The organism is Pseudomonas sp. dw_358, assembly GCF_018449655.1.
Classification (GTDB): domain Bacteria; phylum Pseudomonadota; class Gammaproteobacteria; order Pseudomonadales; family Pseudomonadaceae; genus Aquipseudomonas.
This window is the reverse complement of sequence record NZ_JAAVUX010000001.1, coordinates 438,767-452,897: the sequence shown is the minus strand read 5'-3', so window position 1 is coordinate 452,897 and position 14,131 is coordinate 438,767. Positions and strand designations below refer to the sequence as shown.

Sequence of the window (14,131 nt, the reverse complement as noted above, 5' to 3'; positions counted from 1 at the left end):
TCTTAGAGCCGTGTGGCGGATTTTTCCAAAGCCTCGCGCAGCACTGGGATGGCTATGCTAGAGTGCCTCTATATTGATATCAGTCTCCGCCGATCAGCGCCATGCCACTGGGAATTGGGGTTCCCGAGGCTGATCAGGTGGGCTTTTGCCGGGGCCGTAATGCGCTATTTGCTGATCCTTCTGGTGGCGTTGCTGCCGACGCTGTGCTGGGCGGTCGATTTTGACGACAGCACGCGCAGTCTGCCGTTGGGCCGAGACATGCAGGTGCTCGAAGATACCGACGGCACGGCCACCATCGACGAGGTAAGCGGTGATGGCCCCTTGGCCGAGCGCTTCCATCGGCACAACGCTGACGTCCTCAATGCTGGCTATTCCACCTCGGCGTTCTGGCTCAAGGTGGACCTGCGTTACGTGCCCGCCGATGCTACCTCCCAGCGCCGCAGTTGGTTGCTGGAGCTGGCGTATCCACCGATGGACCACCTCGAGCTGTACGAAGCCGACGCCAACGGCGTGTTCCATCTCACCCAGAAAACCGGCGACGCGTTGCCGTATTCGGTACGCCTGATCAAGCAGAACAACTACGTGTTCGAGCTGCCCTTCTACGCGGGCGAGCAGAAAACGGTCTACCTGCGCCTGCAAAGCGAGGGTTCGATCCAGGCGCCTTTGACCCTCTGGTCCAATACCGCCTATCTGGAAGAGCAGCCCTCGCGTATCTATGTGCTGGGGGCGATCTATGGCGTGTTGCTCGGGATGGTGGTCTACAACCTGTTCATCTTTGTCAGCGTGCGTGATCGCAGCTACCTGTTTTACATCCTCTACATCGCTTCGTTCGGCCTGTACCAGCTGTCGGTCAACGGTTTCGCCGTACAGTTCCTTTGGCCGGAAAGCCCTTGGTGGGCCAACGCCGCGACACCGTTCATGATCGGCTCGGCGGCGTTGTTTGGTTGTTGGTTCTCCCGAAGTTTCCTGCAGACCGCCGATCACAGTCGCGGAATGGATCGCCTGCTTCAGCTCCTGATGCTCGCGGGCATGGTGGTGATGGTGATGTCGCTGGCCAGCAGTTATGCCCTGGCCCTGCGCCTGGCAACGCTGCTGGCCCTGCTCTTTACTGTGGCGATCTTCACGGCGGGCATTCTCGCCTGGCGTCGCGGGATGCGTCAGGCGCGCTATTTCATCATCGCCTGGACCGCCTTTCTACTGGGGGGCATCGTCAATACCCTGATGGTTCTGGGCCATCTGCCCAACATCTTCCTGACCATGTACGCCAGCCAGCTGGGCTCGGCCATGGAAGTGATGCTGCTGTCCCTGGCCTTGGCCGACCGCATCAACACCATGCGCGATCAACAGTCGCGGATCCTCCAGGAGGCTGGGCACAAACTTGAAGTGCTTAACCAGCAATTGGCCAACAGCAATCGTCTCAAGGATGAATTTCTGGCCACCGTCACCCATGAGTTGCGCACCCCCATGAACGGGGTGATCGGCTCGCTGGAGCTGATGCAGACCGTGCCCATGGCCCAGGAGCTGGAGCAGTACCAGCAGACGGCTGCGGGGTCGGCGCGGGACATGATGCGCATGGTCGATGACATCCTCATCCTCACCGAGCTTCAGGCCGGCAAGCTGTACCCTCAGCATGAGCCGTTCAGTTTGCGGGTGCTGGTGGACAGCCTGCACATGCAGTTTGCCCGCCAGGCTCAGGCCAAGGGCTTGTCCTTCAGCGTGCAGATGGACCCGCAGCTGCCCGAGCGCTTGCAGGGTGATTCGAAGAAGCTGGCCTTGTGCCTGAGCTGTCTGCTGGACAATGCGATCAAGTTCACCCGCGAAGGTACGGTACGTCTGTACGTCGAGAACCAGGGTGTGCAGGGCGATGCGCAGCAGGTCAGTTTCAAGGTCAGCGACAGTGGCATCGGTTTCAGCCACTTTGACGAAGACACCCTGTACCAGCGTTTTTACCAGCTCGACAGTTCCATGACTCGCGAGCACGGTGGCCTGGGCATCGGCCTGGCGATCTGCCGGCAATTGTCCGAGCTGCTCGGTGGACAGTTGCAACACCATTCCGAGCCGGGCGCCGGCAGCACCTTTGAGCTGTTGATCCAGTTGGGCCAGGTAGACGCGCAGACGTCCACGGCGCAATACTTGAGTGGACTGTCGCGCCCGGCCGGTTACGCAGCCCGCCGATCAGCCCAGGAGTGCACGTTGTTGCTGGTGGACGATAACAGTGTCAACCAGTTGGTGCTGCGGGGCATGTTGCTCAAGCTGGGCTACCGGGTGCGCACGGCCGAAGACGGCCTGACCGCGTTGGAATGGCTGCAAAAGGATCGCTTCGACGCGGTGCTGCTGGACTGCCATATGCTGCTGACCGATGCCTTTGCCACCTGTCGCCGGTTGCGCGAACTGCCCGGCCACAGCCATATTCCGGTGCTGGCGATCACCAGCGCGCAACAGCGCGGCGACCGCGAGCGCTGCATGGAGGCCGGCATGACCGAATGCCTCTCGCGACCGGTGCGGTTCGAGGAGTTGCAGACTTTGCTGCACGGTTGGTTGTTGTCTCGGGCGGAGCGCGCGGGGGGCTGAATCGTGCTTCACTGACAGGTGACCTGCTGCGCCATCGGCGTAACGTTCCCGCATCAAGAGTGGAGGCGCCCCGAATGAACCCCAGCCAATACGCCGAAACCCATGAAGTCAGCAACCAGCCGCCCTCCCTGGACGGCCTCAACCTGTGGCGCGCCGACTTGGCGCTACAGCAGTGGGTCGACCGCTACGGGGGTGGCTGGGCCCATGAGCGTATCGACCAGTATGGCGCGTTGGCCGGTGGTTCGCTGATGGCCGCCGGCTTTCTGGCCAACCGCAACAAACCGCAGTTCCACAGCCACGATCGCTACGGTCACCGTATCGATCTGGTGGAGTTTCATCCGGCCTGGCATGAGTTGATGAGCACCGCCATCGCTCATGGCCTGCCCTCGCTGCCCTGGACCGATCCTCGCGCAGGTGCCCATGTCGCTCGCGCGGCTTTGGCTTATCTGCACTTTCAAGCCGAGGCAGGCAGCGGCTGCCCCTTGACCATGACCTTTGCCAGTGCACCGGCACTGCGCCTGCAGCCTGATCTGGCCGAGCGCTGGCTGCCAAAAGTGCTGTCGACCGTCTATGACCCGCGCAATGTCGGCATGGCGCACAAGGCCGGGGTGACCCTGGGCATGGCCATGACCGAGAAGCAGGGCGGCACCGATGTGCGCGCCAACACCACGCGAGCTTATGCGGTGGGTGCCCATGGGCCAGGCCAGGCATATGAACTGGTAGGGCACAAGTGGTTCTGCTCGGCCCCGATGTGCGATGCCTTCCTGACTCTGGCCCAGACCGACAAAGGTCTGAGCTGCTTTCTGCTGCCCCGGCACCGTCCGGACGATACCCGCAACGAGTTCTATATCCAGCGTCTCAAGGACAAACTGGGCAACAGCTCCAATGCCTCCTGCGAGGTAGAATTTCGCGGCGCCCTGGCCTGGATGATCGGCGAAGAGGGGCGTGGCGTACCGACCATCATCGAGATGGTCGCCCTGACCCGTTTCGACTGCATGATCGGCTCCAGTGCCTTGATGCGTCAGGCCCTCACCCAGGCGGCCCATCATTGTGGTCATCGCAGCGTCGGTGGCCGGTTACTGAGCGAGCAGCCGCTGATGCAGAACGTACTGGCCGACCTGGCGCTGGAGAGTGAAGCCGCCCTGGCCTTGACCTTGCGCACGGCGCGCGCGCTGGACCACCCCGACAGCCCGCACGAAGCGCGTTTCGCCCGGCTGATGACTGCCGTGGGCAAATACTGGATCTGCAAGCGCGCCCCCGCGATGATCAACGAGGCCGCCGAATGCATGGGTGGCGCCGGGTATGTGGAGGACAGCATCCTCCCGCGTCTTTATCGCGAGGCGCCGGTCAACTCGACCTGGGAAGGCTCCGGTAACGTGCAATGCCTGGATGTGCTGCGGGCGCTGTCCAAAGAGCCGGAAGTGCTCGACAGTCTGTTTGCCGAGCTGGGCGATGGGCACGGCCATCCACTGCTGGCGGCGCACATCGAACGGCTGAAGCAGTCGTTCGCCGATGCGGGAGATATTCAATATCGTGCACGTCAACTGACCGAAGACATCGCCTTGGGCGTGCAGGCCAGGTTGCTGCTGGAGGCGGGCGATACCCAGGTCAGCGATGGGTTTATCGCCAGCCGCCTGGGGCAGGGCGGGCGGGTGTACGGGACCTTGCCGCGCGGCGTAGACGCGGACTATCTGGTGCGCCGGGCCATGCCGTTGTGGGGATGATCGCGGGCAAATTTCCCATTCCGCCCCCAATACAGGCAAGATGCAACCTTGCAAGCAAGACAGGATGTGCACCGTGACCCGAACTGCCGAAGCCTTTGTTGTCGTTGAAACCGCCGAGCAAGCCGTCGATCGACTTGCCCAACTGCATGACCGGGCAACCACTGCCCTGAGCACTGCCCTCAAACGCTACCTGAAGGACCGCAGCGAGCCTGATGCGGACCAGCGCGCCCTGTTCTACTACCCCGAACTGCGCCTGATCTATCGGCAGAGCGGCGAAGTGCCGTCGACCACCCGCGCCTATGCCAAGGTGAACGTGCCCGGCACCTATTCGGTAACGGTCACCCAGCCATCGGCCTTTCGCAAATACCTGCTGGACCAGTTGCGCCCATTGATGCGCGACTTCAGCGTGGTCATCGAAGTCGGCGTCAGCCAGCAGGCTATCCCTTATCCCTACGTGGTCGAGCAAGGCGACGAGCTGGCCGGCAGCGGCATCACCGCCGCGGCCCTGGCTCGGGTGTTCCCCAGCACCGACCTGTCGGCCGCCACTGACGGCATCGCTGACGGCCTGTACGACTGGGCCACGGCCGACCCGTTGCCATTGGCGCTGTTCGATGCCGCCCGAGTCGATTTCTCCCTGCGCCGCCTGATTCACTACACCGGCAGTGACTGGCGTCATGTACAACCCTGGATTCTGCTGACCAACTACCACCGTTATGTCGACCAGTTCGTCACCCATGGCCTGGAGCAGCTGCAGAGCGACCCGCGCTTCGTGCGCATGGTGATGCCTGGCAACGTGGTCATCGAAAAAGGCATGGATCACGACGCCGCCCAGGCCCTGGTGGCCGGGGTTGTATGGCATCGCTACCAGATGCCGGCGTACCACCTGATCGCCGCCGACGGTGATGGCGTGACCCTGGTCAACATCGGCGTCGGCCCGTCCAACGCCAAGAACATCACCGACCACCTGGCGGTGTTGCGTCCGCACTGCTGGCTGATGATCGGCCACTGTGGCGGGTTGCGACAGTCCCAGACCATCGGCGACTACGTGCTGGCCCACGCTTACATGCGTCGCGATGGCATCCTCGACCGCGTGCTGCCGCCGAACATTCCGATTCCGGCGCTGGCGGAGGTGCAGCTGGCCCTGCATGAGGCTGCCGCCAACATCACCGGCGAACGGGGCGACGATCTCAAGAAGCGTCTGCGCACCGGTACCGTGCTGACTTATGACGACCGTAACTGGGAGCTCCGCTGGGCTGAAGAGCGTCCGCTGATCAACCTCTCGCGTGCCGTAGCCGTGGACATGGAAAGCGGCACCATCGCCGCTCAGGGTTACCGCTTGCGTGTGCCCTACGGCACCTTGCTGTGCGTTTCGGACAAGCCGCTGCACAGTGAAATCAAGCTGCCGGGCTCGGCCAACGCCTTCTATAACCGCGCGGTGAGCCAGCACTTGAACATCGGGATCGCGGCGCTGGACCTGTTGCGCAACCAGCTCAACTCGCTGCATTCGCGCAAGCTGCGCAGCTTCGACGAGCCGCCGTTCCGCTAAACGCGCGTTGCTCAAACCGACGGGCCGCTCTAGCATGAGCGGCCCTCCCGGTTCGAAGCCTGCTGCCATGACACTCCCTCCTCGCCCTCGGCGCTCCGCCGACAAATCGGCGCCGCCGCGCCGTGTCGCCAAGCCACTGCCGGTCGAGCCCCGGCTGATCCTGTTCAACAAACCGTTCGATGTGCTGACCCAGTTCAGCGATGGCGAAGGGCGGGCCACGCTCAAGGATTACATCGATGTGCCCGGTGTCTATCCGGCCGGACGCCTGGATCGCGACAGCGAAGGATTGTTGCTGCTGACCAATGACGGGCAATTACAGGCGCGCATTGCCGATCCCAGGCACAAACTGGCCAAGACTTATTGGGTGCAGGTGGAGGGTGAACCCAGCGAAGAACATCTGCGCCAGCTGCGCGAGGGCGTTCAGCTGAACGATGGGCCGACCCTGCCTGCACAGGCCCGTCGGCTGGACGAGCCCGAGCTGTGGCCGCGCAATCCGCCGGTGCGTTTTCGCAAGAACATCCCGACCTATTGGCTGGAACTGATCATCAAGGAAGGCCGCAACCGCCAGGTACGGCGCATGACAGCCGCCGTCGGCTTGCCGACCTTGCGGCTGGTGCGAGTGCGCATCGGCGACTGGACCCTGGAGGGGTTGGACCAGGGGCAGTGGCGCGAGGTCCCCGCGCCTGGCCGCTGAATATCAGCTGCGCAGGTGCGTCAGCGGCAACTCGGTGCTGGCCAGCACCTGATTCAGCACGAAGCTGGAGCGCACGCTGGTGACGCCTTCGATGCGGGTCAGGTGGCCCAGCAGCAGCTTCTGATAATGGTCCATGTCCGGCACCACCACCTTGAGCTGATAGTCGGCTTCCATACCGGTCACCAGGCTGCACTCCAGCACCTGGGGCAGGGTACGGATGGCTGCTTCGAAGCTTTCAAAGCGTTCCGGGGTGTGACGGTCCATGCCGATCAGCACGTAAGCGGTCAGGCTCAAGCCCAGCATCTTGCGGTCCAGCAGGGCCACCTGCCGAACGATATAGCCGTCATCCTCGAGCTGTTTGACCCGACGCGAGCACGGTGACGGTGACAGGCCGATGCGTTCGGCCAGTTCCTGATTGGAGATGCGCGCATCGCGTTGCAATTCGGCAAGAATACTCAGGTCGTATCGGTCAAGCTTGCTCATCGGTTCGGCCTTTATTCTTTATATTGCGGTGAATTATCGGTCCGAAGAGAAAAATTGCGCAAGTGATAGTTTTGTACGCAATCTTCGCAATCCGCTGCCGGGGCGGCGGCGCTATGCTTTTAACCAGAATCACTGCCCGGACACGAGTCCACTGCGGTAGGCCCAAGCAGGCCGACCGCGGCCACCGCCCCCACAGGGACGAGCTGGCCCCCGGGCTGCACCCTGCCCAAAAGGCGGCGTGAAGTGAGCCGACGCCACACGTGTCGCGCCAGGACGATGTTCAGAAAGGGAGGCCGACGGGCCTCCTTTTTTTATGGACGATTTTCAGGGGCGGTGCAGCTCCACATGAAATTTGCATCAAGGCCGATACCCTTTTCAGACGGGCTGATAAAGTGGCGCCCGAACCGGATCCGGTTTTTTCAGTCTTACAGCTGTAGGTCTAATAAACAGTTCTCCCCATCCGATGAGGATAAGCATGAAGTCGCGCATCTGGCGTCTGGCCGGTGTTGGTTTGCTCTGCCTGGGTATCGGCGCCCCCGCCATGGCCGAAGGCCCCCAAGACCCCAACGGTGGCCAGGGCCACCCCGCTCAAGGGCAGCCTCAAGGACAGCCTCAAGGGCATCCGGCGGGTCAGCCACAACAGCAGCATCCGCAAAATGGCAACCCTGGCCAATGGCAAAATCATGGCAATGAAGGCCGCCCACAAGGGCAGCAGGGCGGTCCACAGTTGCAGCAGCAACGTGAACAACAGCGTGCTCAGCAGAACCTGCCGATCCAAGGCAGGCCCGATGCTGTGCGCCAGACCCAGGAGCCGATACGCGGCAACTGGGACGATCGACGCAACGATGGCAATCGCCAATGGCAGGCGGGCCGTGGCCCCGAAAATGGTCGCATCGACAACAACCGCCCTCATGGCAACGGCTGGGGCCCAGGCCCGCAGTATCGTCCGGGGCAGATGATTGATCGCTTCCCGGACCGCTACGACCGCGTAGCGTGGCGCGGTCAGGACTATTTCTTCTCCGGTGGCTACTGGTATCGCCCACAAGGCCCGCGCTATGTCGTGGTGTCTGCGCCGTATGGTGCGCGCACCCGCTATCTTCCGGACTACGCCCAGCAAGTCTGGATCGGTGGCGGGATGTTCTTCCTGGCAGCCGGCACGTACTACCAGTACATGGACAACAGCCAGGACTACGTAGTGGTCAACCCACCGGGCCAGGCAATCGCGCCGCCTCCGCAGCCGGTTTACCAGCAGCCGGTCAGCAATGGATATGACGTGAATTTCTATCCGGCTAACGGCCAGCCGCCGGCGCAGGTTGCTCAGGATCGGTATGACTGCCAGCGCTGGGCCGCCCAGCAGAGCGGCTTCGATCCCGCTGGCGCCAGCTACGCGCCCGCGCCAGAAGTGGTCAATATCTACCGGCAGAACATGGCCAACTGCCTGGTCAGTCGCGGCTACAGTGTGAACTGACCCGCTGTTGAAGCACTGCCGACCACTTCCTTGGGGTCGGCGTGCACCAGCACCTCCGCCTTCGGGAACACCTCGTTGATGGCCGCTTCCGCCTTGTCGCACAAGGCATGGGCGGCTGACAGGGTGAGGTTGCCGGGCAACTCCAGGTGCAGCTGCACAAACCAGTGGTTGCCCGACATGCGTGTGCGCAGGTCATGGGCGCCCAGCACGCCAGGCACTGCACAGGCCAGCTTCAGCATCTGCTCGCTGACATCGCTGGGCAGTTCCTGATCCATCAGGATCGCCGAGCTTTCCTTGGCGATATGCAGCGCGCTCCAAAGGATGTAAGCAGCAATCCCCAAGCCGAACCAGGCATCCAATTCAGTAAAGCCGAAGCGTGCCAGCAGCAGCGCCACGAGGATGCTGCCATTGAGCATCATGTCCGAGCGGTAATGCAGCGAGTCGGCCCGCACGGCTGTGGAGCCGGTCTCGCGGATCACCTTGTACTGCAACGCCAGCAGCGCCGCCGTCAGCAGCAACGACAACACCATCACGGCGATGCCGATGCCGGCCTGGCCCATGGGCTGCGGATTGTGCAGGCGTTCGATGGCCTGGTACCCGATCAACACCGCACTCACCGCGATGAACAACCCTTGGGCCATGCCGGCCATGGCCTCGGCCTTGCCGTGGCCGTAACGGTGGTCGTCATCGGCCGGGCGCAGCGCGTAATGAACGGCCAGCAGGTTGAGGGTCGAGGTGGCGCCGTCGAGCACCGAGTCGGTCAGCCCGGCCAGCATGCTGACCGAGCTGCTCATCCACCAGGCAACGCTCTTGGCCACGATCAAGACAAACGCCACCGCGACAGACGCGCGGGTGGCCAGGCGCAACAGCCGTTCATGCTCGGGGGAAGTGACCATGGTGTCCTCAGGCAGCGGGTACGAGGCCGTAGGCGGCCAGTTGCTGGACGCTGCCGCGATGCTGGATCAGGCGCGGGTCGTTGAGCGGGAGGCTCTGGCCCAGTTCGGTTTGCATTATCGCTTGCAGCTTGGCGTTATCAACCTTGCCGTCCACACCCACGGCCTGGTGCAGAATCACCGGGTCGATCTGTGCGGTCTTGCCGTGGGGCAGGTAGATGGCGCCGGTGGTGAAGTCGACGCCGTAGGCGATCAGGCCGGGGATGATATAGAAGAGCAGGCCGACGGCATCCAGCACGGCAATGCCAGGATCGATCCGGCCGTCGATCTGGCCGCGACGCTCAGGGTAGAAAATGGCGCCACAGCCGGTCATTTGGGCGAGCAGGGCGGCAAGTACGACGCCTCCGATAATACGGGAAGGTGTGCGCATGGGGAGTCTCCTGGGGGAAAGATGCAACGATACAAGCAAATGAAGTTGAACGACACTTGAGACCGTGGGGCAGGCGTCTGGTTCGCCGTTATACTGCGTGGCCGACAGCGGAGTCCCCATGAAGTCGTTACCCATCGATGCCGTCCTGCCCGCCTTGCGTCAGGCCCTGAGCCAGCGCCACGAAGCGGTGCTCGAAGCGCCGCCCGGCGCCGGCAAGACCACCCGCGTGCCCTTGGCCCTGCTCGACGAGCCGTGGCTGGCCGGGCAGACCATCCTCATGCTCGAACCACGACGTCTGGCTGCGCGGGCGGCGGCCGAGCGGCTGGCCAGCGAGCTGGGCGAAAAGGTGGGCGCAACCGTCGGCTACCGCATTCGCCTGGAAAACAAGGTCGGCCCATGCACCCGGATCGAGGTGGTGACCGAGGGCATCCTGGTACGGCGGCTGCAGGATGATCCAGCGCTGGAAGGCGTGGGGCTCGTCATTTTCGACGAATTTCACGAACGCTCCCTGGACGCTGATCTTGCGCTGGCCTTGAGTCTCAACGGTCGTGAGCTGCTGCGCGAAGATCCGCCGCTGAAAATTCTGCTGATGTCCGCGACGCTTGAGGGCGAGCGGCTGTCGGCCTTGTTGGATGATGCACCGGTAGTCAGCAGTGAAGGCCGGATGTTCCCGGTGGCCATGCGTTGGGGGCGCAACCTGCAGCCGGGCGAGTTCATCGAGCCCAGTGTGGTGAAGACCGTGCTCGAAGCCCTGCGCGATGAAGCCGGCAGCCTGCTGGTGTTTTTGCCCGGCCAGGCGGAGATTCGCCGAGTGCATCAGTCGTTGCTCGATGCGCTGGGGGAGGGCGGTGATACGTTACTTTGCCCACTGCACGGCGAGCTGGACCTGGCCGCTCAGCGGGCAGCCATCGACCCCGCGCCGACGGGCAAGCGCAAGGTGGTGCTGGCGACCAACATTGCCGAGACCAGCCTGACCATCGACGGCGTGCGGGTGGTGATCGACGCCGGGCTGGCGCGGGTGCCACGCTTTGACCCAGGCAGCGGCATGACCCGGCTCGATACCCAGCGTATCTCCCGTGCCAGCGCCACTCAACGCGCCGGTCGCGCAGGGCGGCTGGAGCCTGGCGTGTGCTATCGGTTGTGGTCCGAGGCACAGCACCCGCAATTGGCGGCTTATGGTGCGGCAGAAATTCTTCAGGCGGATCTGGCCGGATTGGCCTTGCAACTGGCGCGCTGGGGGGTGGAGCCCCAGCAACTGCGCTGGCTGGATGCACCGCCCACCGCAGCGGTGGCGCAAGCGCGCGACCTGTTGCAGCGACTCGGGGCTTTGCTCGCCGACGGCCGCTTGAGCGCCCATGGTCAGGCCATGGCTCAGGTGCCGGCTCATCCTCGTATCGCCCATTTGCTGCTGCGAGGGCATGAGTTGGGCCTCGGGCCAATGGCCTGTGATGTGGCGGCCCTGCTGGGGGAGCGCGATATCCTGCGCGGTGCCGGGGCCGACCTGCACAGCCGACTGGCGTTGCTGTCAGGTGAGCAACAAGCCCAGCGGGGCGCGCAGGGCGGCGTGCAGCGTATTCGTCAATTGGCGCGGCAGTATCGCGGTTACACCCATGGCAAACCGACCTCGCCTGTGAGCGATCCCGATCACGGCCGCTGGCTGGGCTGCCTGTTGGCCCTGGCCTATCCTGATCGGGTGGCGCAACAGCGTCGTTCAGGTGGCGCTGAGTACCGCTTGGCCAACGGCCGCGCCGCATTGTTCAACGAGGCGGATGCCCTGATGAAACATCCCTGGCTGGTGGTAGCTGACCTGGGCAGTCGCCAGGGCCAGCGGGAAGAGCGCATCTATCTAGCCGCCGATTTCGATCCGCTGTTGTTCGACAGCGTGCTGGCCGAGCAGGTCAGGGTGCTGGACGAACTGGAATGGGACGAACGCGAAGGCGTATTGCGTGCCGAGCGTCAGCGCAAGGTGGGTGAGTTGATACTGGCCCGGGAGCCACTGACCGGCCTGGATGCCAACGCCCGCAGCCAGGCGCTGGTCAATCTGGTGCGCCGCAAAGGCCTGGAGCTACTCCCCTGGACTCCGGCCCTGCGCCAATGGCAGGCCCGTATAGCGTTGCTGCGCGGGCTGGACCTGCAGCGGCAAGCGCACAGCGTGTGGCCGGACCTCGCTGATACCGCGTTGCTGGCGTCTCTGGAAGACTGGTTGCAGCCTTATCTGAACAACGTCAGCCGGCTGAGCCATTTCGCTGGATTGGACCTGTCGTCCATCCTGCATAACGCACTGCCATGGCCTTTGCCGCAGCAACTGGAAGAGCAAGCGCCGGGCCATATCTCGGTGCCGTCGGGCTCTTCCATCAAGCTGGACTACAGCGAAACGCCGCCGGTGCTGGCGGTGCGCTTGCAGGAACTGTTCGGCCTGGCCGACACCCCGCGCATTGCCGGTGGGCGCCAGGTGTTGAAGCTGCATTTGCTGTCCCCGGCGCGGCGGCCGGTGCAGGTCACCCAGGACCTGGCCAACTTCTGGCGCAGTACGTATCTGGAGGTGAAGAAGGATTTGAAGGGGCGGTATCCGAAGCATTATTGGCCGGATGATCCGTTGGTGGCGGAGGCGACGGCGCGGGTGAAGCCCAGAGGGACGTAAGGGGCCGATCGCCTGGTTGACGGATGCAACCCCCCAACGTTCTGAAGTTGTCAGTCCCGAGCCCGATCCGCCTGCGCATCCCCCAACAACATGAACAACCGATACAGCACAATACTGGTAAACAACTGCAGAAAGCTGTTCACGCTGTCGATCATCAACCCCAGCACCGGGTTGCGCGGGTCGGGGTATAGCTGATCGCTGATCCCGCTCAGCAGCCACAGGGGCGCGAGTACCGCCAGTATGCAGGTCAGAATCCGCCAGAACTGCCCGTGGGTCATGATGAAGCTCTGCTTGATGGCCTCGATCGGGGTGAGGTTGCGCAGCACCAGCAGGTATTCGGAAAACGCCAGCTTGACCATGATCCAGACGCCCGGCAGGACGAACATCGACAGGCCGAGGATGATCAGTACGGTACTGCTACCCGTCAGCAGGGCGAACATCGGCCACAAACGCATGGCGCCGGCCAGCAGGTTGCGCACGCGGGGCTGGCCGCCGTTGCTGCGCACGTCGAGAAACAGGATCAGTGCGGCGGTGTACAGCGGGTAGAACAGCAGGCCGAAAGCGATGTCGTAGACGGGCGACCCGTCCGGGCCGATGGCGCGGTCGAGCAATTCCTTGCCCAGCGCCTCGATCACCACCAGGGGCAGGCACAGGCGCACGATGGCCAGGAAGTTGCGGCGAAAGAAGTACAGCGAGTCACGCAGGATACTGAGCGGGTTCATCAATGAGGGTCGCAAACGGTCTGAAAGGCGGAAATGGCCCCGAGCATAACCGAGAGCGGCGGCTGGGTACTAGGCGATGGTCTTTTGCCTGTGGATGTCAGTCAGTAAGCACGACAGCCGATAGGCCACTACGGCGGCCCCCAACTGCACGAAAAGAATAAAGATGTCGAGCAGCACGTCTACCATTGGGTGGGAGGGCAGGAAGAAGCGCCCCATTTGGAACGCAAACAAGGGCAGCACGGCCCCTGTGAGGCTCGCAGCTACCAGCCAGAAGTGACCGCGCGTCAACGCAAAGCTTTCCCGAATGGCCGCTGTCGGGTTCAGGCTCCGGACTATCAGCAGCGGCTGTGTCAGGCTTAGCCTGATGGAGAGCCACAAGGCGAGCACGGTACCGAGTGCGATGAGCGCTATGGGCACGCTCGGGCTGACGACCATACCGGTGAGCATCACGATACCGGGAAAGACCAACACCGCTGCGCTGGCGGTAATGATCAACAGGTTAAGCATGGCCAATGAAATCAACGCTGGAATCCGTGTGCTCGCGACCGCAAAAACCTTCTGAGTGGTGGGGTCGCCGCCGTTGATCCTAGCATCGAGGTATACCAGCAGCGCGCCGGTATAGAACGATGAAAACACCAGCATAAGAATGACATCGCCGTAAACGGGCCGATCGCTGTCCATAAAGTCCAACAGTTGTACAGCTAGCGCCTGGGGGATGATCACCGGCAGACACAACCGTGCTATCGCAATGAGATTGCAACGGAAAAAATACAGCGAGTCACGAAGCACGGCAAAAGCTTGCATGGTCCAACCATCAGGCATCGAATCCGGCGGCCACTCTAACCAAGCCCTCCCGTCGGCCCAATGGCAAATATGTGAGCAAATAAAACAAGTTTCATGGGGCGCGCCATTGAAAGCGTCGTGGCGGCCCCCATCACATGACTGAGCCAGGCAGAAAT

At 62.9% G+C, this 14,131-nt stretch carries 11 protein-coding genes; 6 read left to right on the top strand and 5 right to left on the bottom strand.

Features of this window, described 5'->3' with window-relative positions; genetic code table 11:
• The first annotated feature begins 159 nt into the window (after positions 1–159).
• The 4 genes from HB675_RS02130 (at position 160) to HB675_RS02115 (ending at position 6,535) form a co-directional block, all read left to right on the top strand.
• Positions 160–2,571: a hybrid sensor histidine kinase/response regulator gene (locus HB675_RS02130; RefSeq protein WP_213875432.1), complete on the top strand. Its 2,412-nt coding sequence runs from the start codon at positions 160–162 to the stop codon at positions 2,569–2,571.
• A 74-nt stretch (positions 2,572–2,645) separates the two neighbouring features.
• Entirely contained in the window at positions 2,646–4,295 is a 1,650-nt protein-coding gene (locus HB675_RS02125; protein WP_213875431.1) for an acyl-CoA dehydrogenase family protein, read from the top strand.
• 40 nt (positions 4,296–4,335) lie between these two features.
• Complete coding sequence (amn, locus tag HB675_RS02120) at positions 4,336–5,841, top strand: AMP nucleosidase (protein ID WP_213875430.1); 1,506 nt, start codon at positions 4,336–4,338, stop codon at positions 5,839–5,841.
• A gap of 67 nt (positions 5,842–5,908) precedes the next feature.
• Positions 5,909–6,535, top strand: a complete 627-nt coding sequence (locus HB675_RS02115; protein ID WP_213875429.1) for a pseudouridine synthase — start codon at positions 5,909–5,911, stop codon at positions 6,533–6,535.
• 3 nt (positions 6,536–6,538) lie between these two features.
• Here the strand turns inward: HB675_RS02115 and HB675_RS02110 are convergent, their stop codons facing one another.
• The gene (locus HB675_RS02110) at positions 6,539–7,018 is read right to left on the bottom strand and encodes an Lrp/AsnC family transcriptional regulator (protein WP_213875428.1); all 480 of its coding nucleotides are present in this window, start codon (positions 7,016–7,018) and stop codon (positions 6,539–6,541) included.
• A gap of 475 nt (positions 7,019–7,493) precedes the next feature.
• Between HB675_RS02110 and HB675_RS02105 the strand changes: the two genes are divergently transcribed.
• Entirely contained in the window at positions 7,494–8,486 is a 993-nt protein-coding gene (locus HB675_RS02105) for a DUF6515 family protein (protein ID WP_213875427.1), read from the top strand.
• Here the strand turns inward: HB675_RS02105 and HB675_RS02100 are convergent.
• Complete coding sequence (locus HB675_RS02100) at positions 8,471–9,382, bottom strand: cation diffusion facilitator family transporter (RefSeq protein ID WP_213875426.1); 912 nt, start codon at positions 9,380–9,382, stop codon at positions 8,471–8,473. The genes HB675_RS02105 and HB675_RS02100 overlap by 16 nt on opposite strands.
• A gap of 7 nt (positions 9,383–9,389) precedes the next feature.
• A complete protein-coding gene (locus HB675_RS02095; RefSeq protein WP_213875425.1) occupies positions 9,390–9,809 on the bottom strand; it encodes a polyribonucleotide nucleotidyltransferase in 420 nt (139 codons plus the stop codon).
• Positions 9,810–9,927: 118 nt separating this feature from the next.
• Here HB675_RS02095 and hrpB point away from each other — a divergent pair, with 118 nt between their 5' ends.
• A complete protein-coding gene (gene hrpB, locus HB675_RS02090; protein WP_213875424.1) occupies positions 9,928–12,450 on the top strand; it encodes an ATP-dependent helicase HrpB in 2,523 nt (840 codons plus the stop codon).
• 50 nt (positions 12,451–12,500) lie between these two features.
• Here the strand turns inward: hrpB and HB675_RS02085 are convergent, their stop codons facing one another.
• Positions 12,501–13,172, bottom strand: a complete 672-nt coding sequence (locus HB675_RS02085) for a YciC family protein (protein ID WP_213875423.1) — start codon at positions 13,170–13,172, stop codon at positions 12,501–12,503.
• Between the two features lie 69 nt (positions 13,173–13,241).
• Positions 13,242–13,976 (bottom strand): hypothetical protein, encoded by a 735-nt coding sequence (locus HB675_RS02080; protein WP_213875422.1) that lies wholly within the window; start codon positions 13,974–13,976, stop codon positions 13,242–13,244.
• Positions 13,977–14,131: the final 155 nt, after the last annotated feature.